14 protein-coding genes are annotated in these 20,575 nt (G+C 64.4%); 10 read left to right on the forward strand and 4 right to left on the reverse strand.

The window, feature by feature from the left end; genetic code table 11:
- Positions 1 to 39 precede the first annotated feature (39 nt).
- Positions 40 to 1,767: a permease gene (locus H7B90_RS08850; protein ID WP_185135499.1), complete on the reverse strand. Its 1,728-nt coding sequence runs from the start codon at positions 1,765 to 1,767 to the stop codon at positions 40 to 42.
- Positions 1,768 to 1,954: 187 nt separating this feature from the next.
- Between H7B90_RS08850 and H7B90_RS08855 the strand changes: the two genes are divergently transcribed.
- Both H7B90_RS08855 and H7B90_RS08860 read left to right on the forward strand, forming a co-directional pair.
- The gene (locus tag H7B90_RS08855; RefSeq protein WP_185135500.1) at positions 1,955 to 2,869 is read left to right on the forward strand and encodes a helix-turn-helix transcriptional regulator; all 915 of its coding nucleotides are present in this window, start codon (positions 1,955 to 1,957) and stop codon (positions 2,867 to 2,869) included.
- A gap of 134 nt (positions 2,870 to 3,003) precedes the next feature.
- On the forward strand, positions 3,004 to 3,291 hold the full coding sequence (locus tag H7B90_RS08860) for an alpha/beta-type small acid-soluble spore protein (protein WP_185135501.1): 288 nt from the start codon (positions 3,004 to 3,006) through the stop codon (positions 3,289 to 3,291).
- A gap of 101 nt (positions 3,292 to 3,392) precedes the next feature.
- Here the strand turns inward: H7B90_RS08860 and H7B90_RS08865 are convergent, their stop codons facing one another.
- Complete coding sequence (locus H7B90_RS08865; RefSeq protein WP_185135502.1) at positions 3,393 to 4,070, reverse strand: phosphatase PAP2 family protein; 678 nt, start codon at positions 4,068 to 4,070, stop codon at positions 3,393 to 3,395.
- Positions 4,071 to 4,291: 221 nt separating this feature from the next.
- On the opposite strand from H7B90_RS08865, the gene H7B90_RS08870 reads away from it, so the two are divergent.
- Positions 4,292 to 5,512 (forward strand): DUF3900 domain-containing protein, encoded by a 1,221-nt coding sequence (locus H7B90_RS08870; protein WP_185135503.1) that lies wholly within the window; start codon positions 4,292 to 4,294, stop codon positions 5,510 to 5,512.
- Between the two features lie 155 nt (positions 5,513 to 5,667).
- Here the strand turns inward: H7B90_RS08870 and H7B90_RS08875 are convergent, their stop codons facing one another.
- Positions 5,668 to 6,930 carry an MFS transporter gene (locus H7B90_RS08875; protein WP_185135504.1) on the reverse strand — a complete coding sequence of 421 codons (1,263 nt, stop codon included), beginning with the start codon at positions 6,928 to 6,930 and terminating at the stop codon, positions 5,668 to 5,670.
- 117 nt (positions 6,931 to 7,047) lie between these two features.
- On the opposite strand from H7B90_RS08875, the gene H7B90_RS08880 reads away from it, so the two are divergent.
- From H7B90_RS08880 to H7B90_RS08905, 6 genes are all read left to right on the forward strand, one after another.
- Entirely contained in the window at positions 7,048 to 7,872 is an 825-nt protein-coding gene (locus H7B90_RS08880; protein WP_185135505.1) for a helix-turn-helix domain-containing protein, read from the forward strand.
- An 87-nt stretch (positions 7,873 to 7,959) separates the two neighbouring features.
- On the forward strand, positions 7,960 to 10,260 hold the full coding sequence (locus tag H7B90_RS08885) for an alpha/beta hydrolase (protein WP_185135506.1): 2,301 nt from the start codon (positions 7,960 to 7,962) through the stop codon (positions 10,258 to 10,260).
- A 229-nt stretch (positions 10,261 to 10,489) separates the two neighbouring features.
- Positions 10,490 to 11,137, forward strand: coding sequence for a nitroreductase family protein (locus tag H7B90_RS08890; protein ID WP_185135507.1), 648 nt, complete (start codon positions 10,490 to 10,492; stop codon positions 11,135 to 11,137).
- Positions 11,138 to 11,334: 197 nt separating this feature from the next.
- A complete protein-coding gene (locus H7B90_RS08895; protein ID WP_185135508.1) occupies positions 11,335 to 11,697 on the forward strand; it encodes a response regulator in 363 nt (120 codons plus the stop codon).
- 223 nt (positions 11,698 to 11,920) lie between these two features.
- On the forward strand, positions 11,921 to 14,938 hold the full coding sequence (locus H7B90_RS08900; protein ID WP_185135509.1) for a hybrid sensor histidine kinase/response regulator: 3,018 nt from the start codon (positions 11,921 to 11,923) through the stop codon (positions 14,936 to 14,938).
- Between the two features lie 15 nt (positions 14,939 to 14,953).
- Positions 14,954 to 16,243, forward strand: coding sequence for a response regulator (locus H7B90_RS08905; RefSeq protein WP_185135510.1), 1,290 nt, complete (start codon positions 14,954 to 14,956; stop codon positions 16,241 to 16,243).
- Between the two features lie 10 nt (positions 16,244 to 16,253).
- Here H7B90_RS08905 and H7B90_RS08910 read toward each other — a convergent pair whose 3' ends face one another.
- A complete protein-coding gene (locus tag H7B90_RS08910; protein WP_185135511.1) occupies positions 16,254 to 18,413 on the reverse strand; it encodes a YhgE/Pip domain-containing protein in 2,160 nt (719 codons plus the stop codon).
- Between the two features lie 126 nt (positions 18,414 to 18,539).
- On the opposite strand from H7B90_RS08910, the gene H7B90_RS08915 reads away from it, so the two are divergent.
- Positions 18,540 to 20,567 carry an elongation factor G gene (locus H7B90_RS08915; RefSeq protein ID WP_185135512.1) on the forward strand — a complete coding sequence of 676 codons (2,028 nt, stop codon included), beginning with the start codon at positions 18,540 to 18,542 and terminating at the stop codon, positions 20,565 to 20,567.
- The last annotated feature ends 8 nt before the right edge of the window (positions 20,568 to 20,575 follow it).

Genomic DNA, 20,575 nt, shown 5'->3' on the forward strand with positions numbered 1-20,575 from the left:
GATCGCCGCCGGGGTTCGAACCGAATTCGGAAGCCGTTATTAACGGACCGCGTACGCCGCGAAGCGAGACGGAGACAGCCGGACCTCGTAGACGGCGGAGCCGTCCGCGGCCGTCCCGACCCGGACCGCGCCGGACGGGGCGCCGCCATCCGGCGCGCGGAGCTCCCGGCCTTCCGGCACGGAGATTCTCCAGCGCTGCGGGATCGGGGCGAAGTTCTCCAGAACGAACGCTCCGTTGTCGGAAGGGAACAGCCCCGCCTGGCCGGGACCTTCGATCGCGAACGGAAGCGCGGCGGGAGACAGCGTCTTGCGGATGCGCGTGACGACGTTCTCGGGCAGCTTCCACAGGTCGGCGTAATCGTCGGGAATGACGAGCGTATGAATTTTTCCTTTGCCATAATTGTCGTACATCAGTACCGGAATATTGTTGTGCCCGCGCAGCGCGACGACCGTCTGCCACGTGCCGTTCGTGCTGTAGTCGAGAACCGGGAACGAGACCGGCTCGGCGGAGAACGAAAATTCGTTAAACGTACAGCTGTTCGTGTCGATCGCGAACTGCCCGACTTCCAGCTTCTTGCCGGTCGGACGAAGCGTGGTGAATTCCTCGGCTCCGCGTCCGGCCATCTCCTCGACGAACCCGCTCGTCATGACGATCCGGCCGCCGGACCGCAGGTACTCTTTCATTTTCCCGATGACGGCTTCGTCCCGGGCCGCGTTCTTCGTGATAAGAAGAGGGGCGGAGGTATCCGTCGGAAAATGCGGCGTCAGCTCGAAGGAGATGCCGAGCATGCCCAAATAATCGTACAGATGGTCTTCTCCCCGGGCGTGGTGCGGCTCGTACACCCAGGCGCCGACCGGCCGGCCGAGCGCCGCCGCGACTTCGTCCAGCTTGCCGAGCTGGAAGCCGAGCGCCGGAACGTGCGCGCTGTCCTTGAGCAGCGAGTAGCAGAACAGCGTAAGCTCCTTGGCCCGGCCGAACACGCTGAGATTCGCCTGCTCCAGGTAATAATCGAGATAGGTGCAGTCGAGGTTGTCGAACCAGGCGCCGCCGTTGCGCCCGGGAGCCAAGTTGTCCATCCAGCGGAGCAGCGAGTAGGAGGCGTAACGCGGAATGTGCTGCTGGCTGATCGCGGGGTCGCGGGTCTCGGTTCCCGTATACAGAGAGTCGAAGATCCCGGGCTGCTTCTCGGTGTTGTAGCCGGACGCCTGGTACGCTTCGTTCCAGTTCGGATACTTGATGACCATGCGCGAGTTCGGGTTGACCGCCCGGGCCGGCTTCATAATGAGGTTCTCCGACACCTCGGCCATCAGCTCGAGACGGAACTCCTCCCAGCTCCGGTCGCCCTTGCGGGCCAGACAGTCGTCGCACCCGCAGTTCGTGAAGAAGAAGTCGTCGAAGATCACCTCGTCGAACACGGAAGCCGCGGTCTCGACCGCCTCCCGGAACTTGGCGCGCGACGCCTCGTCCGTGTAGCAGATGCCGCCGAACAGCCTCTCGTAGCCGGGACGGTACGAGTCGCCGAGCGTCGGCGTGATGCCTCCCGCGGTCTCGATGCCCCTCTCCTCGAAGAACGCCTTCAGCGCAAGCAGCCTCTCCCGGCTCAGGCAGACGTCGCCGCGGTGGTTCTCGATGTACACTTTGGACAGCTTCAGATGCTTGCGGAAAAAAGCCAGTTCCTCCTCCAGCCGGTCGAAGCTTTCGTTCAGGCAGCCCGCCGTGCAATATACGGCCAGCTTGAACGAGTCGTACGAGGTCGAAGCCGTCATGGGAATCTCTCCTTCGGTTATGGGATTGAATGTCGCGAATGAAACCTTCGTTCGAATGGGCGAGCGAATGGAAGTTAAGCGCTTGGCTGCGGTTACACAGTTCCGATTATAGGTGTTATACTGGCGGTAAAGTTACATCCGTTGAACCATTGCTATCAGGATCGCAACTTGATGGGAGGTCGTTCGCATGTCCGTTCTTCGCTTCGAGGCGCTTCCGCTTCCGTACTTCATCAACAGCGGCTTCAGCCTCGCCGGGCCGGGGCGCAAGCATCCGGAGAGATGGGCGGTCGGGGAATTCGACCTGATCGTCGTGAAGCAAGGGTGCTTGTACATCGGCGAGGAGGAACGGCGCTACGAGGTATCGGAAGGTCACGCGCTCGTCCTGCGGCCGGACCTGCATCATTATCCGACGGAGGGCTGCCGGGAGACGACCGCTTCGTATTGGCTGCATTTCCAGGCGGGAGGCGCTTGGCGGGCGGGAGATCCGGAAGAAGAGGAAGAGAACGGGACGATGGAGGAAGAGCGGCTTGAGTCCGGAGGCGGGGAAAAGGAAGACGAGGCGGCCGCAGGCTGGTTCCGCAAGCCGACGTTCGGCATCGAGCTGCCGCAGTTCGCGAGGCTGCTTCATCCCGCCAAGATGTACGAGGCGCTCCAGCGGCTGATCGACCTCGACCGCAACTCCCATATGGATTCGGTGCGGTGGGAGCAGCAGGCCCTGTTCCAGCAGGCGTTAATGCTGCTGGCGGAATCCATGCGGGCGGAGCGGTCCCGCCCCGGGGAAGAGATCGCCGACCGGGCCGCGTCGTACTTGCGCTCGAGGTACCGGGAGCCGATCTCTTCCAAGGATCTGGCGGAGGCGCTGAACTTCCACCCCGTCTATATCGCCCGGCGCATGCGGAAGCAGTTTGGCTGCTCGCCGATGGAGTACCTGATCCGCTGCCGGCTGGAGCAGGCGAAGCGGCTGCTGCTTCAGACCGACCTGTCGGTCGCGCAGATCGCCCTCGAGACCGGCTTCCGCCAGGCCGCCTACTTCACGGCCTGCTTCGGGAAGCGCGAGCGGATGACGCCCCGGGAGTTCCGGCTTCGGTTCCTGAAGGGGTGAAGGCTTCGCGCGGGGCCGAATCTTCGAACGCGACTTGGCGCGAATAACCGGGGGAGCTCCGGGGAACGATCTGGAGAAGCGAGACCATTCATGCGAATCTCCGGATAGTCGGGGCGAGAAAGGGCGGATAGGCAATGGCGAGAAGAGGGCGGAGACGGCTGGTCGTGCCGGGCGCGGAGGCGGGGCTGAACGCGTTCAAGGCGGAAGTGATGCGGCGCGAAGGCTACCAGGTCGATCCGAACCGGCCGGACGACGTGAAGTACGAGGTCGCCGAATCGCTGGGCGTGCCGCTGCAGCCGGAAGGCAACGGCCAGCTGTCGACGGAGTCGGTCGGCCACGTCGGGGGCAAGATCGGCGGCGCGATGGTGCGGGAGATGATCAAGCTCGCGCAGCAGAAGCTCGCCGAACGTTCGGAGCCGTAGAGCTTCCGGGCGCGTAGGATACGATCGGACAAGCGAAGCCCCGCGCGGCGGGGCTTCGCTTGTCTGCGTTCAGGGCCGCGCGGTTGGCTTCTCCTTCCCCGTCAGAGGGAGTCGGGCATTGGGCGAAAGGCCGGATCGCCCGGAGAGGCTGCGTTGCGCTTGGCCCGCAGGGCGGCGAGGCGGTCCGCGGCGAAGTAGACGCCTTCGACGACGGCGATCGCGCCGACCGCGTCGAGCAGGACGTGCTGCTTGACGAAAAGCGTGGACAAGATGATCAGTACCGACATTCCCGTCACGGCTAGGCGGATCGGACGGCCGGCTCCGGGAGTCTCGCGGAACGCCCTAAGCAGGCAATAGGACGTCAGGACGTGCGTGCTCGGGAAGCAATTGACGGGCTCGTCGCCGTTATAGACGAGCAGCACGAGATGGTCGAGCCAGGAGACGTCGGCGACCTCGGGGCGGGCGACGGTCGTCTGATAGCCCAGATAGACCGCATAGCAGACGAGCAGCCCGGCGTTGAAGCGAAGCAGCGTTCTAAGATAGATAGCGCGGTTTTTGAACGCGAGATAGACGAAGCCGGCGAGCAAGAAGGCGAACCAGCCTAGATAGGGGAGCACGAATATTTTCACGAACGGGATTTGTCGGTCCAGATCGGTCTCCAGGCTATAGGCGGGCAGGTCCAGCCGGTTCACGTACACGTAGATCAGGCTGAGCAGCGGGACCGACAGCAGCAGGCTGAGGGCGGCCCAAGGGGATCTCTGGAAGACGGTCGTTCTCATCGTATCGCCTCTTCGTTCGTTGGTAGCTCCATCCTATCAGCCGGCGGTTCTCGGCGACATCGTCCGGAGTTGGGTTTCGGAGGCGACCCGGGCCGGGCCCGCGCCGGACCCGGGGCGGGGAGAGAGTCGTTGTACGCGGCGCGAAGGCGATGGTATGATGAACAATACGAGATTCGAAAACAGCAGCGGCATTCATCGATCAGATTCCAGAAGGAGCGGCCATGCGATTCACCATCCAATTCCTATCTTTTTTCGTCATCAATAACGATAGCCAGGAGCAGGATCCGGTCAAGCGGTACAAACACTATCAGACGCTGGATCACTTCGGCTACGAGGACAGCGAGATCAAGTCGTTCCTCGACAGCGAATTCACCCGGATCGGCAAGCGGAAGGCCGAAGTCCATTCGGAGTCGGACAGCGCTCCGACGAAGATCGGCCGGTTCATGCTCGAGCCCGGGCACGAGCTGGACAGCAACCCGAACTATAACCTGTTCCAGAAGCTGCGGCTCGCAACCGACAAGGAGAAGTTCCACGCGGGATGCGACGACATGCTGCGGCTCTACATGAACACGAGCGCGGTGCGGGGAGGAGCGTTCATCGTCGCGCTGGCCAAGCTGAACGAGCTGTTCGACGATCCGTTCGTGTTCGTGCTCAAGTGCGACTTCGAATCGAAGATCGCCCGCGTGTCCGACGAGCGCAGCCTGATCTCGAAGGTCGAGATGGCGATCAGCGCGCGCAACATCAAGTCGATCCAGTACCCGCACATGCCCGAGGAAGGCATTCTGGAGCCGTACGAGCTCAAGATCCACCAGGCGTCGCACGCGCGCTACTTCGAGGACTTCCTCAAGTTCGTCTCCTACGAGAAGTCGAAGCCGGAGATCGTGACCGATCAGGTTCTGGGGCTCGTCCAGCAGTATTTGGACACGAAGTGGACGGGCGGCGGCGCGGCGGCTGCTGCTGCCGTGCCGGCTCCGGCGTACGAAGCGGAGGAAGCGCTGCCCGCTGCGGAGCCCTATCCGTACGACGAGCCGGCCGCCCCGAGGCCGGCCGCTTCGCCGGGCTGGAGCCCGGAGAGGCAGCGGGAGGAGTCGCAGATCGAGGTGTGGGCGGCGTCCGAGAAGCGGCAGCTGCAGGAGAAGTGGACGCACCAGGACGTCGTGGAGGCGACCGCGCATCTGGCGGAGTTCCAGCCGGATCTGGACCTGAAGTTCAAGCTGGACGACGTCGCCGTCAAGGGCAAGATGACCGATTACGGGGAACGCATCCACTTCGCCCGGATGAACGGCCGTTACGTCGTCCTGATCGAAGGCGACTCGTTCCAGTTCGAGAAGGGCATCTCGCCGGTCGAGCTCGTCTACCCGGACGAGATCGACGAGGTGCTGCGGCGCATGAGCGAGAAGCAGGCGGCCCGCAGGCAGTCGCAGGACGATTACCCGTATTGATCGGCGGCAGGAAAAGCAAAGCCAGTTCCCTCGCGCTAGAAGCGGCGAGCGGAACTGGCTTTATTCGTTGCGGCGGCAGGGCGGGGACCCGGCCGGGGGCGCTCTCAGCTAGCGGCATCCCCGACGATGTCCAGCCCAGCCGGACCGTCGCTCCGTCAAGCCGCCGCGCGGGCGCCTCGCATGAGGGTCGAGTCCTTCGGCAGGAACAGCGCGAAGACTCCGAGCAAGGGCAGCAGCGCGCACACTTGGATCATGGAAGCGACGCCGACCGTGTCCATCAGCTTGCCCAGCACGACCGAGCCGAGGCCGCCGAGCCCGAACGAGAGGCCGAAGAACAGGCCCGCGACCGTCCCGACGTGGCCGGGAAGCAGCTCCTGCGCGTACACGATAATGACGGAGAAGCCCGACATGAGGATGAAGCCGATGGCGAGGCAGATCGGCACCGCCCATCCCGGACCGGCGAACGGCAGCAGCAGCGAGAACGGAGCCGTCCCGAAGATCGAGAACCAGATGATCTTCTTGCGCCCGAACCGGTCTGCCAGCGGTCCGCCCGCGAAGGTGCCGGCCATCCCGGCGAACTGAAGCGCGAACAGGCAGATCTGGGCTCTCTCCAGCGACAGGCCGTAGCGTTCCATATAGTAGAACGAATAGTAACCCGTCATCCCGGCCAAGTAGACGAACTTGGAGAACAGCATGAGGATAAGGATGCCGAGAGCGAAGGCGACGAAGCCCTTGCCGAACGGCCGCTCCTGGGCCGCCGACGCCAACGCCGAATCCGAAGCCGCCGCGGGAGCGGCCTTGCGAACCCGCGGGCGTTCCGCCGTCTGCTTGGCATACCATCGGCTGATATACGTCTGCACGACGATGCCGATGACGGCCAGAATCGTGAACCAGAGGAAGCTCTTCTGCCCGAGCGGAGTCACGACGAAGGCCACCAGCAGAGGCGCGATCGCTTGGCCGGTGTTGCCGCCGACCTGGAACACGGATTGGGCGAAGCCTTTGCTCTTGCCTGCGGCCAGGTGGGCGACCCGCGACGATTCGGGGTGAAGCACCGAGGAGCCGACGCCGATCAGGACGGCCGACAGCAGCAGCCACGCGAGCGAGGGGGCCAGCGCCAGGCCGATCATCCCGAGCAGCGTGAACGCCATCCCCATCGGCAGCAGAATCGGCAGGGGGCGGCGGTCGGTGTACGCGCCGATGAACGGCTGCAGGATGGAGGCGGTCACGTTCAGCGCGAACGCCACCCAGCCGATCTCGGCGAAGCTGAGGTTCATGGACTCGCGGAAAAGCGGAAATACGGCCGGAACGACGGACTGCATGGCGTCGTTCAGCAGGTGCGCCGCGCTGACGCCGAGAAGCATGGCGTAGGCGGGATTCGCCGCCGCGGAAGTCGGCGTAACGGCGGAGGTTTGCGGCATAAGGGTCACCCTTTTCTTATTTTTCTCTATCCTAAGGAATGTCGGGGTTCCCCGTCGCCGGGATAATTGCGATGGTGTCTAGCAACTTTTGATATAATGGGGCACAGGTGATGAACGATGCAGCTGACCGTCAAGACGCCCCGCATCATGGCGTGGAGAATCGAGGAAGAGTTCGCCAATACGCCGCACTTGCACGAGGATCAATTCCAGATCACGATTCCGCTGTACGGCAAGTGCTTTTTTACCCAGGAAAACCGCACGTACGACTTGTCCTCGGGGGAATGCCTCGTCCAATATCCGCAGGACCGGCACTCCTTCTACCTGGGAGCCGATTCCGGCGTCATGATTCTGCAGGTCGACCGCGCGGGCATGGACATGCTGAGCGCCCGAGGGCCGGCGGAGCCCGCGTTCCGCCAGCAGATCGACCCCGCCCTGGCGCTGGAAGGGTTCCGAAGCTGGTACGGCAGCCTGCTCGCCGGCGAGAGGATCGATCGGCTCGCGACGGAAGAGATCGAGTCGAAGATCCTTTTTTTCCTATACCGCCATCTGGAAGGGAGCCACTCCTCTCCCGGCGCGCAAGCGCCGATCTGGGCGGAGGTCGCTTCCGCGGACCGTCCGCTCGCCCGCGTGCTCTCCTATATCCGGGAGCATTACGCAGAGCCTCTCGGCGTCGACGAGCTGGCGGCGATCGCGATGCAGAGCCGGTTCCACTTCATTCGCTCCTTCAAGGCCCATACGGGAACGTCCCCGTATCAATACGTGCTTCGGATTCGCGTCGAGGCGGCCAAGGGCCTGCTGCTCCATACCCGGATGACGGTGACGGACGTCGCCCTCCAGGCGGGCTTCGCGAGCGTCAGCCAATTCCACCGGGCGTTCGCCAAGACGGCCGGCATGACGCCGGAGCAGTTCCGGGCTGCCGCGGGCAAGGAGAGCGGAAGGTAAGCGAACCGGATATTGGCGGTGGCGCGCGTCCGCGGAGGGGTCTATCATACCTAGTAATAGAGATTCTAAGTTTCGAGGCGCAGAAGAATGAATATCGTACCGATTCCTAGACGAGAATGGAGACGCTTCGGCCGGCCCGCCCGGGTTCCCGTCCGATACCGGGCGGACGAAGGGCTGTGGAGAGCGGCGGCCGCGGGCATGGCGGCGGCCTGCACGGCCGGGGCGGGCGTCGGCATCCTCGGCGCCCCGACCGGCTTCGGGGCGGCGTTCGACGTCTCCGCCGCCGTCCTGCTCAATGCCGCCGGCATGTTCCTCTCCTGCCGGCTGCTGATGTGGCTGTTCCGGCTGCTGGACGCGCCGGTCCGTCCGGTCTTCACCGGCGTCGCGGCTTACTCCGCGGTGCTGCTCACTTTGATCTTGTTCTTCGGAGAGATGGACTTTCTGTTCGCGGCCCTCTTCTCCCTGCTCTACCTAGGCATCGGTGCGGCCGCGGGTTTGCTCATCGGGATCTGGGCGGGTAAAAGATTCGGCCGGCGGCCGAAGATAGGGGCGGCCTTGGGCGCCTTAGGTGTCGCGGGGGCGCTCTTCTTCGCGTTCGGCGGCGATTGGGGAGCGGCGATTCCGGCCTGGGGCGACGCCGGTTCGGACGCCGACGAGGCCGCCGCGGACGGCGGCTCCTATCCGCCGCCCGCGGAGACGCTGAACGCGCCCGATCCGTCCGCGCCGGGGCCGTATGCTTACCGGACGTTCACGTACGGAAGCGGGGACGACCGTCACCGGGACGAATTCGGGGAAGACGCGAGTCTGCTCTCTTCCCCCGTCGACGGGTCGGCTTATATCGACGGAGACGATTGGCCCTGGCTGCGGGATAAGTTCTGGGGCTTCGACGAGAAGGAGCTCCCGGTGAACGGCCGCGTCTGGATGCCCGAAGGCGACGGGCCGTTCCCTCTCGCGCTCATGGTGCACGGCAACCACCTGATGGAGGACTTCTCGGACGAAGGCTACGACTACCTGGGAGAATTGCTGGCCAGCCGGGGGTATGCCGCCGTCTCCGTGGACGAGAACTTCCTCAACTATTCGGTCTGGTCGGGTATCCCGGACCAGGACATGAAGGTCCGGGCATGGATGCTGCTGAAGCATATCGGGCAGATTCGGGAGTATGCCGAGGACGCCTCGACCCCGTTCTACGGCCGGATCGACTTCGGCCGCGTCGCCTTGCTCGGCCATTCCAGAGGCGGGCAGGCGGTCGCCATGGCGGCGGACCCCGACGAGTGGTTCGCGGCGGACGAAGGGCTTCCGGACAGGAGCGCCTACAAGATTCGGGCGGTCATCGCGATCGCTCCGACCGATACCGCCGTCGACAACAAGAGGGCCTCGCTGCGGGACGTCTCCTACCTGACGCTTCAAGGAGCCAGCGACGCGGACGTCAGCACCTTCGACGGGGAGCGGCAGTACGCGCGGACGTCCTTCCCGTCTTCCGCGGCGGGCTTCAAGGCCTCGCTCTACATCGCCGAAGCCAACCACGGCCAGTTCAATACGGACTGGGGGGACCGGGACGAAGCGCTTCCGACGGGGCTGTTCCTGAAGAAGCCGGGGCTGAGCGGCGAGGAGCAGCGGCAGATCGCCAAAGCGTACGTGTCGGCGTTCCTCGAAGCGACTCTCCGCGACCGTCAGGCTTATAAGACGCTGTTCCGCGATTACCGGGCCGGGCTCGGCTTCTTGCCGGACGGACGGTATTACGGCCGGTTCGAGAGCGCGAGGTTCCTTCCGATTGCGAGGTACGAGGAAGGGACGGACGACCCGTCGATCGTCTCCCCCTCCATAACGGCCGAAGCCGCAGGGATGGCCGAATGGGCGAACGAAGAAGCGCTCGACCGGGAGCGGAGGGGCAAGGGCAACCGCGGCGTCGTCCTGCGGTGGGGGAAGGCGGGCGGCTCGTATTCGCTGCGGACTTCCGCGGCGTTCCCGGTGCCCCGAACGGAGTCGGACCCTGCCGGAAGCGAGGGGGTTCTGGCGTTCTCCATGGCGGACTTGAGCTGGGAGCTCGAGAGCCGGGAGGAAGACGAGGAAGCCGCGCCCCGGGTTGCCGTCGTCCTCGAGGATGCCGGCGGCCGAACGGCCCGCGTTCCTCTCAGCGAGGTGATGCCCGTCGTGCCCGCGCCTCGGACGACGTTCACTTGGCTCGGCTGGCTCGAAGAGACGCTGGAGGACGGGAAGTTCAAGGAAGAGATCGAACCGGCCTTCCAGACCTACGAAATTCCGCTGAGCCTCTTCCGGAAGGCGGAGCCCGGCTTGGAGCCCGGCCGGATCGTCCGGGCGACGTTCGAATTCGGCGGCGACGGGGAAGAAGGCAAGGTCATGCTGGACGACATCGGAATGACGGAATGAACGCCCCAAGCCGCGGGCAAGCTAAATTCGCCGCGGCTCCCCGTATGGGCGCCGCCCGATGTTGACAGCGACGATCTTCGGTTTTATACTGTGCTTATCATCGCACAGTTAGTTGCGAAACGATTCTGTGAGAATGATGCTGCGTGAATGATCATCCAGAGTTCTAGCTTATACTGTGCTATTTTAATCTACAGATTATGCAAGCCAAATTATTGGAGGGCGAGAAACCATGTCAACCGCATCGATTCAAACGAAGGAATACGGCACCGTCGTTCGCGAACGTCATTCCGTTCGTCATTACGATTCTTCCGTCAAGATCTCTAAGGAGGAGCTGACGGAGCTTCTGGCGGAAGCCTCGCTGGCTCCATCGAGCAGCAACACGCAGTCCTGGAGGTTCCTCGTCATTGACGACGAAGCGGCGAAGCAGAAGCTGCTTCCGATTGCGAACAACCAGAACCAAGTCGTCGAAGCCGCGGCCACGATCGTCGTTCTGGGAGATCTGGACGGGTACAAGGAGATCGGCCGCATTAACGACATCGCCGTCCAAGCCGGCTATATGCCGGAAGACTTCGCGAAGCAGTTCACGGAGAACAGCCTGCGGCTGTACTCCAGCTTGCCGCCCGAGAAGCTGAAGAGCATCGTTCAGATCGACGGCGGGCTGGTCAGCATGCAAATCATGCTGGGCGCCAAGGCGAGAGGCTACGACACCGTGCCGATGGGCGGCTTCAACCCCGCGAAACTGATCGAGGAATTCAAGATCCCGTCCAACCTGGTGCCGGTCATGCTCATCGCCGTGGGCAAGGCGGCTACGCCGGGACGGCTGACGGCGCGTCTTCCGATCGAAGACGTCACCTTCTGGAACGGCTTCGACAAGTAAGAGCCGATCGCCAATCGCTTGCGGCCCCTCCGGGGACGCGAGTTCATATACATCGAAGACGGAACGAGCAGGCCGGCCTGCCGTTCCGTCTTTTCTTTTGCCGGCGGAATCCGTTTCAGAAGTTGTTAAGAACGATCAGGCATAATGGGAATCGTCGAACGGATCGGCGCAATACGCGAAGCGAGGCGAATAGCGTTATGTCAGGCAGAATCATGGTCGTGGACGATACGACCTTCATGCGCAATATTCTCAAGGACTTCTTCCATTCCAACGGCTACGAGGTCGTGGCGGAAGCGGCGAACGGGGCCGAGGCGATCAACCTGTACCGGCGCCATCGGCCCGATCTGATCACAATGGACCTAACGCTGCCGGTCGTGAACGGCTTGCAGGCGCTTAAGGAGATCAAAGCCTTCGATCCTCAGGCCAAGGTCATCATCTGCTCCGCCATGAGCCATCAGCAGATGGTCATACAGGCGATCCAGGCCGGCGCGAAGGACTTCATGGTCAAGCCGATTCTGAAGGAGCGCCTCATCGAGACGGTCGGAGCCCTCCTCGCTTGAAGCGGAGCGAGGCCGAGAGAAGACGCGGCTCGTCTGCGATTCCGCGAGACTACCGGGCGATGCCGTTCCCGTTTACAATAGAGACGACAGGATGACAGCTTGCGACAGCTTATCAGGATACGAGACAGGAACGGACCATACTGGACATCGGGCGCGGTGATCGAATCTGCTTAGAGCCATTCAATCCATAGATCGTTACCTTCTTCTGCTCGCGGCCGCGACGTTGCTCTTTCTCGGAGCGATGCAGCTGCTCGCCGGCCGGTCGGAGAAGGAGTTCCCCCGGGCCGTCCGCGGCGCGCTCGACTTGTCCTCCTGGGACTTCCACCGGGACGGGAAGGCCGAGCTGAACGGCGAGTGGGAGTTCTATCCGAACCGGCTGCTCGCTCCGGAGGATTTCCGCGGCGGCGCCGCGCCCGAAGCCGGGCGATATATTCAAGTGCCCTCGAAGTGGAACGGCGAAGGCATGGGAGCCTGGGGGGCGGGGACGTACCGGCTCAAGGTCCGCCTGAACCCGACCGAGGAGCTGCTGGCCATCCAGAAGACGATCGTCCGCTTCTCGGACAAGCTGTTCGTGAACGGCGAGCTGGTCGGCCAAGCGGGAGAACCCGGCCTGAGCCGAAGCGAGTACCGTCCGGGCAATTACCCCTACACCGTCTCGTTCAAGGGAGCCCCGAGCGGCGAGATGGAGATCGTCCTCCAAGCCGCGAACTTCGAATATCGTTCGGGCGGCATCGTGGTCCCGATCCGCTTGGGCTTAAGCAAGGAGCTTCTGCTGACCAAGCAGGCCCAGATCGCCCTGGAATGGGCCGGGGTTATCGTGATGTCCGTGTTCGCGCTGGTCTATATCTCCTTGTATCTGTTGTTCAACCGCTACAGCGGGTTCATGATCTACGGCCTGTTCTTCCTCTTCTTCGCGATCACGGTATTCTTCAACGGAGAGAGGACGTTCATGCAGCTGTTCCCGGACGTGCCGTTCGAAGTGACTTGGAAAATCAAAGATTTCTCGATGTTCATCATCTATCCGATCCTGTGCGTCTACGTCTACCAGCAAGTCCGGACCCGGGGGTCCCGGCGGCTCATCCTCATCAGCGGCTCCCTGATGGCGGCCTACTCCGTCTGCATTCTCGTCCTGCCCTATCGCGTATACGCCTTGGCGATGGGAGAGATCTTCGCGGCGATCCCGCTCGAGTTCGTCCTGCTGGTCGGGCTGCTCGTGCGAGCTTACCTGAAGGGCGACTACGACGTCTTCGGCAAAAGAGAGCTGCAGCTGCTCATCGCTTCGTTCCTGTCGATTACGCTGTTTCTCGTCAATACGTTCCTGTACAACGACTTCGACTTCGTCTCCCAGGCCTTGTCGGATCTTCTCGTTATCGTCTTCATCATGCTGTCGGTCATGACGCTCGTGAACCGCTATTTCCAGACGTACCGTTCCATGGAGGACCTGACGCGGAAGCTGCAGGCCGCCGACCAGATGAAGGACGAATTCCTCCTGCGGGCTTCGCACGAGCTGAATACCCCTCTGCACGGCATTCTCAACCTCTCGCAGGCGGCGATCGACGAATCCGCGCGGACGTCCGCGTCCAGACGCATCCAGGAGAAGCTGCGCCTCATTCGCAACACGGCTTACCGGATGGCCAACATCGTCGGCGACGTGGTCGACCTGACGAAGCTGAAGGACGGCCGGCTGGACTTGGCCTTGGCTCGTGTCGACGCGCGGACGTGCGCGTCCGTGCTGTTCGAGGTCTACGGCTTCCTCGCCAAGGAGAAGGAGATCGCTCTTCTGAACCGGATCGGCGACGAAGCCCGGTACGTCCGGACGGACCAGAAGCGGTTCATGCAGGTGCTCACGAATCTGTTCGACCAGGTCGTCCGGCACACGGAACGGGGCGACGTCTCGATTGTAAGCCGCCGAACGGAGGAGGACGAGATCGTTCTTCGGATCGAGGCGAACGGCCAGCCGAGAGAGCCGGGGGCGGATTCCCCGTCCGATCCGGTCGTCTTCGGCATCGGCTTGTCCGTCGCCAAGGAGCTGATTCAACGGATGGGAGGCTCCCTGGAATGGAGCGATCCTGCCGCCGGCGCGGGAATGAGCTTCGAGCTGGCGCTGCCGGCTTGGCCGGAAGCGCCGGCGGCAGAGGAGCCGCTCCGGCAGGCGGAGGAGGCCCGGCGTCAGACGGCGGCGGGCCAGGAGCCGGGGGCCGGAGCAGGGGCCGGAACCGGGGCCGATCCCGACATCGGCGCGTATTCGCTTCTCGTCGTGGGCGATCCGAGCGGCCTCGAGCTGGCGGTGAACTTGCTCGCCATCGAAGGGTATCGGGTCGCGACGGCCCGCTCCGCGGCGGAAGCGCTGCGAATCGTCAGCGCGCCCGACAGCCGGCCCGACCTCGTTCTGATCGACGTCATGCTGCACGGGGAAGGGGGCTTCGAGGTCGGCCGCCGGATCCGGCAGACGCATTCGCCGATCGATCTGCCGATCGTCTACCTGACGGCTCGCACGACGCCGGCGGACATCGAGGCGGCGCTGGCGGCCGGGGGCAGCGACTTCATCGCCAAGCCGCTCGACGCCGGCGAAGTCCGCGTCCGCATCAGCGCGCTGCTGGCCATGAAGCGGCTGGCCAAGGAGGCCGCGGCGAGCGAGATGGCCTTCCTGCAGTCGCAGATCAAGCCGCACTTCCTGTACAACGCGCTCGGCACGATCATGTCGCTCTGCTATACGGACGGGCCGAGAGCCGGAGAGCTGCTGGCCGTTCTCAGCCGCTATCTGCGGATTATTTTCCACCCGAACCATTCCGAGGAGACCGTGCCGCTGCACAAGGAGATGGAGCTCGTGCAAGCCTACGCGGACATCGAGCAGGCCCGCTTCGGGAGCCGGCTGCGGCTGCGGTTCGAAGTGGACGAGCGGCTGCTGGACATCCCGGTCATGCCGCTCACGATCCAGCCGCTCGTGGAGAACGCCATCCGCCACGGGGTCGCCCGGAAGGTGGACGGAGGAACGGTGCGGCTTGCGATCGCGCGGGAGAACGAGTACGCCCGCATCGAGGTCGAGGACGACGGAGTCGGCATGAGCGCCGAACAGGCGAAGGAGCTGCTGGAAGCGGGCGGCAACCGCGAGGGAGTCGGATTCGCGAACATCATGAAGAGAGTTTTGCATCGGACGGGCCGACTGCCGCAGCTGGAGAGCGTCCCCGGCCAAGGGACCAAGGTGACGATTTGGCTGCCGCTGTCCGATACATACCGATAAGACGGAGGTGCGCGGATGATACGGGCTTTTCTGGTGGACGACGAAGAGCATGCGCTGAACATATTGAACATTCTGCTTGCCCGCACGGGAGAGGTCGAGGTTGTCGGAACGGCGAGCAACGGCTACGACGCGCTGGACAGCTTGCGGACGCTCCGGCCCGACGTCGTGTTCCTGGACATCGAGATGCCCGGAATGAGCGGCGTGGAGCTGGCCGAGTCGATCGAAGGGGAGCATCTGGACGCGCAGGTCGTGTTCGTGACGGCCTACGACCGCTACGCGATCTCTGCGTTCGAGCAGGAGGCGCTGGATTACCTTCTTAAGCCTCTCGAGATGGACAGGCTGACGAAGACGGTTCTGAGGATCAAGAAGGAGAAGCAGAAGCGGCTCTCCGCGGCATCGGCGGCTTCGTCGGCATCGGCAGCCTCGGCGGCAGCATCGGCAACCTCGCCTTCAGGGATTACCGGGCCTTCAGGGATTACCGGGGGTTCAGGGGCTTCAGAAGCCTCGGAGGCTTCAGGGGAGTCTCCCGGCCGGGAAGGCTCGGGGCCGCCGCCCGTGCTGAACGTTCGGCTCATGGGAGGCGTGTCGGCTACGATCGGGGAAGAGAGGCTGAAGTGGCGCACGGGCAAGGAGAAGGAGCTGTTCGCCCTGCTCGCGCTGCGCGGCCGGGAGAGGCTGCATCGCGACGCCATTCTGGACGCCCTGTGGCCGGACGAGCATTACCAGAAAGCCAAGGTCTATCTGCATACGTGCGTCAGCTTCCTGCGCAAGGACTTGAGACAGCTCGGATTCCCCGATGCGCTGAAGTACGAAGGGGAGAAGTACTACCTGCAGCCGGACCTGTTCCGGACCGACTTCGGGGCTCTGCTGGAAGCCATTCAAGAGGCGAGGACGCCGGGCTCCGGAGACCGAACGGAGGAGTTGGAGCGGGCGATCTCGCTCTACGGAGGGCCGCTGTTCAAGGAAGAGGACTATCCTTGGGCGGACGACGAGGCCCACCACCTGGAGCAGACCGTCGGCGAGCTGAGGACGGAGCTGTCCAAGCGGTACGAGCAGCGGGGCGATTACGCGAGAATGATCGAATCCGCGCAGAAGCAGCTGTCCCGCTCCCCGTACGACGAGGAGTCGTACCGGTTGCTGATGAAGGGCTATTCCGCCGTGGGCAAGCACGACGAAGTGTTCCGCGTCTATCGGCAGATGCTCGGCCGGCTGAACGAGCTGGAGATCGAGCCCTCGGAGATGACGAAGCGGCTGTTCGCGGAGATTCAAGCTCCGCGGGGGTTCGGCTCTGGCGGCAACGGCTAACGGCTAATGGCTAATGGATGAGGCGGCTGCTCTTCGCCTTGGCCACGAAGCCGGCCGCGACCCGGTTGATGGTGCCTTTGAGCGCCAGCCCGACGACGAGAGCGCCCCACGCGAAGACGAGCAGGCGCAGGAAGTCGCCACGGACGACGTCCCATAGAATGCCGCCGACCGCTTCGCGCATCATCCCGATGCCGTACGTGAACGGCAGGAACGGGTGGATCGCCTGGAAGAAGGGAGGCGTCAGCTGGATCGGGAACGTGCCGCCGGCGCCGGCCAGTTGGAGGACGAGCAGGACGATCGCCATCGCCTTGCCGACGTTGCCGAAGACGGAGACGAGCGTGTACACCATCAGCATGAAGACCGTGCTCAGCAGCAGGCCGAACAGGACGAACCAGCCCTTCTCCAGGACGTACGCGCGCAGAATATAGATGTCCCCGAGCGTGACGAGCAGCGATTGAAGGAGGGAGATCGCGACGAACGTGAACAGCCTCCCGAAGTACACCTCGTAGCTCGCGTAGGAGGTCCCGGGTTCGTGGACTTCCGCCGAGAGCAGGGAGACGAGCAGAAGGGCCCCGACCCACAAGGACAACGTGGTAAAAAAAGGGGACATCGCCGATCCGTAGCCCGGGATCGGGAACAGCTCGTTCTCCTTCAGCCGGACGGGCGCGGCGAAAAACTCGCTCTCCCGCTGGGCGTTCGTCTTCAGCAGGGAGATCAATTCGCGCAGGCTGCTCTCCTTCTCGAACGATCGGATGCGCCCGGCCAGCTCCTTGATCTTCGCTTCGGCCGCGGGCAGCTCGGCCCGGATCGCCTGAAGCTCCTTCGTCCCGACGGCCAGAGCCTGGGAGGCGCGGGAGAGAAGGCTCTGCACGTCCGGCAGGCTCTTGACGGCGGCGCTCAGGACGGACTGGGCGTCTCCGACCGCGGAGGCCGCCTTGGCGATCGCCTCGTCGACGCGGGGCGCGACGTCGGAATCGAACCCGCCGATCAGCTTGTCGAGGCGAGAGGCCGTCTCCTTGGACAAGGCGTCCAGCCGATCGGCGAGAGCGGCTGCGGGAGCCTCCCCCTTGTCCAGCGCGGCCCGAATCTGGCGCAGAAGCGCGGCCTGGCTCTTCAGCCCGCTCTCGATCCGGCCCAGCTCGGCAATCGGCGCGCTCAGCCGGCCGCCGCCGGCCATCGAATCGAGCCGGCGGAAGACGTCGGCGATCCGCCCGGCGACGGCCGCCGCCGTATCGAGGCGGGCCGCCGCGGCGTCCGCGGCCTTCCGCGTCTCCTGCGGGTCGTACGCGTCCGAGCCCGCGCCGCGCAGAAGCCCCGTCACGTCCGCCGCCGCGCCGGCGGCCTGGCGCAGCAGGATCAGGTCCTGCTTCAGCTGGGGAGCCATCTCCTGCAGCGCGGTCCGGCTCGTCTTAAGGACGTCTCCGACCTTGCCGGCCAACTCCGTTCCCTCCTTCGCCAGTCTGGCGACCTCCGGAATCCGGCCTTTGGCCGCGCCGACGATCCGGTTCAGCTTGGCGGCGTCCTGCTGCGCCGTATTCGCCGCGGACCGGATCTCCGGGAAGCGCTGCTCCAATTCGAAGATAAGCGACCGCAGCTTCTCGATCTCCGGCAAGTTCCGCTCCAGCTCCGTCCCCACCTGGTTGAACAGCTTGAAGATAATCCCGTTCGCCGTCTGCACGAACCGGCTGCCGATCTCCTCGACGATTCCGCTCGCTCCGCTCGACGCGATCTTGGGCGCGATCGCATTGATTTTCTCGTTCACGTAATAATCGATCTCCGCCTGGCGGGGCACGTCCTCCAGCACCGTCGCGAGCCGGGCCGAGAATTCGGCCGGAATAAGGATGGCGGCGTAGTAGCCGCCCCGCTCCACGCCGCGCATCGCGTCCGCTTCGTCCGTGAAAACCCAGCCGATCTTGGGGTTCTCCTTCAGGGCGGTTACGATCTCCTTGCCCGCGTTGATGGGCGTACCTCTCAACGTCGTTCCGGCGTCTTGGTTCACGACGGCGACGGGCAGGCTGCCGGTCTGGGCGTACGGGTCCCAGGAGGCGCCTATGTTGAACCACGCGTATAGCGACGGGAGGACGATTAGCCCGGCGACGATGACGGCGGCGGCCGGGTTCGTCGCGAGGCGGCGAAGGTCCCGGGCGAAGATGGCGGCGATGGCGGACAAGGGAGTTCCTCCTCTCTATGTCCCTTAGTATCCCAGCGCGATGGCGGAATCATGCCGCCGAGGAAGTTGACTCCAAGGATAAGGCGCTTACAATGGACAATAGGCACAACAAGAGGGGAATCCGGCATGAACGAGACGAACGTACCAAGCGGACGGAACGGAACGAAGCGGGGGCTGCGGAACATCGGGATCTTCGCCCACGTGGACGCCGGGAAGACGACGACGACCGAACAAATTCTGTATCGCAGCGGGAAAATCCGGACGCCGGGCAGCGTCGATGACGGAACGGCGCAGACGGACTGGCTGGACGTGGAGAGGGAGCGCGGCATCTCCGTCCGGGCGGCGGTGACGCGGTTCGAGTGGCGGGGCGTCGGCGTCAATCTCGTCGATACGCCGGGCCACGTCGACTTCCTGTCGGAGGTCGAGCGATCGCTTCGCGTCATGGACGGCGCGGTTCTGATCGTGTCGGCAGCGGAAGGCGTGCAGGCGCAGACGGAAGTCGTCTGGCACGCGCTCCGGGAGATGGGCATTCCCGCCCTGATCTACGTGAACAAGATGGACCGGATCGGCGCGGACGCCATGGGGACGCTCGGGCAGATCCGCAAGGTTCTGTCCCCGGCGGCCGTCCCGATTCAGGCTCCGATCGGAGCGGAAGCGGAGTTCGCCGGCGCGGCGGACTTGCTGCCGGCATTCCCGGTATTGTCGGCGGCCCCGCATGCCGAGCCCTACCTGCGATTACTTCAAGAAGCGGTCGCGGAGCGCGACGAGAAGCTGCTGGAGAAGTATCTCGAAGAGGGGGGACTCGGCGCGGAAGAGGTGGACGCCTCCGTTCGCGCCGGCGCCGCGCGATCCGAGCTGTTCCCGGTGCTGTTCGGAGCTTCGGGGAAGGGGCTCGGCGTCGAGCGGCTGATGGACGCGATGGTCGAGCTGCTGCCCGCGCCGGCGGGGGATCCGGACGCCCCGGTGTCCGGCGTCGTGTTCAAGCTCGAGCGGGATCCGGCCATGGGCCGGATCGCGTACGTGCGGCTGTACGACGGGACGATCCGCAATCGCGACTCGGTGCGCAACGACTCCCGCGACCTCGTCGACAAGGTGACGCAGATCCGCAAGGTCGAAGGCCGCAAGTCGGAGGACGTCGGAGTTCTGGAGGCGGGCGACATCGCCGCCGTCTACGGTCTGAGCCGAGCGCGGATCGGGGACATACTCGGCTCGCCCGACGGCGTTCCCGGCGAGCGGCGTCTCGCCGTGCCGCTGCTGACGGTGCAGGTGCACTGGGGCAGCGAGGCCGAGTACCCGGCCGTCGTCGCCGCGTTCCAGGAGCTGGCGGACGAGGATCCTCTGCTCGACCTGCAGTGGCTGCAGGACGAGCGGGAGCTTCATCTGAAGGTAATGGGGCCGATCCAGATGGAGGTGCTGACGCACGTTCTGCGGAGCCGGTTCGGGCTGGCCGTGACGTTCGGAGCGCCCTCCGTCATTTACAAGGAGACGCTGGCCGGCTCCGGCGAAGGCTATATCGCCTATACGATGCCGAAGCCGTGCTGGGCCATCCTGCGCTTCCGGATGGAGCCGGGAGAGCGGGGGAGCGGACTGCGCTATTCGTCCGTCGTCCGGCCGGAGAATCTGCTGGAGAGCTATCAGAACGAGGTCGCCCGCCGGGTGCCGGAGGCGCTGCAGCAGGGGCTGCGCGGCTGGGAGGTCACCGACCTGAAGGTGACTCTGGTCGAAGGCGAGCACCATGTGTGGCACACGCATCCGCTGGACTTCGTCGTCGCGACGCCGATGGGCATCATGAACGGGCTCGACCGGATCGGGACGAAGCTGCTGGAGCCGATCCTGCGCTTCAAGCTCTCCGTTCCGGAGGAATTCGGCGGGAAGCTGATGAACGAGCTGATCGCCATGCGCGGCGAGTTCGATTCGCCGGTTCCGGCGAACGGACGCATGGAGATCGAGGGCACGCTGCCGGTCGCGACGTCCCTCGACTTCCCGTCGCGCCTCGGCTCGATGACGAAGGGGCGGGGGATTCTCGCGACCTTCTTCGAAGGGTACCGGGAGTGCCCGCCCGACGTGGACGCGCAGCGCCCGCGCCGCGGAGTCAACCCGCTGGACCAAGCCAAATACATTCTGGCCACCCGCAACGCTCTATCGGCGGGCTGAGGCCAAGA

Source organism: Cohnella xylanilytica (genome assembly GCF_014212175.1).
Taxonomy (GTDB): Bacteria; Bacillota; Bacilli; order Paenibacillales; family Paenibacillaceae; genus Cohnella; species Cohnella xylanilytica.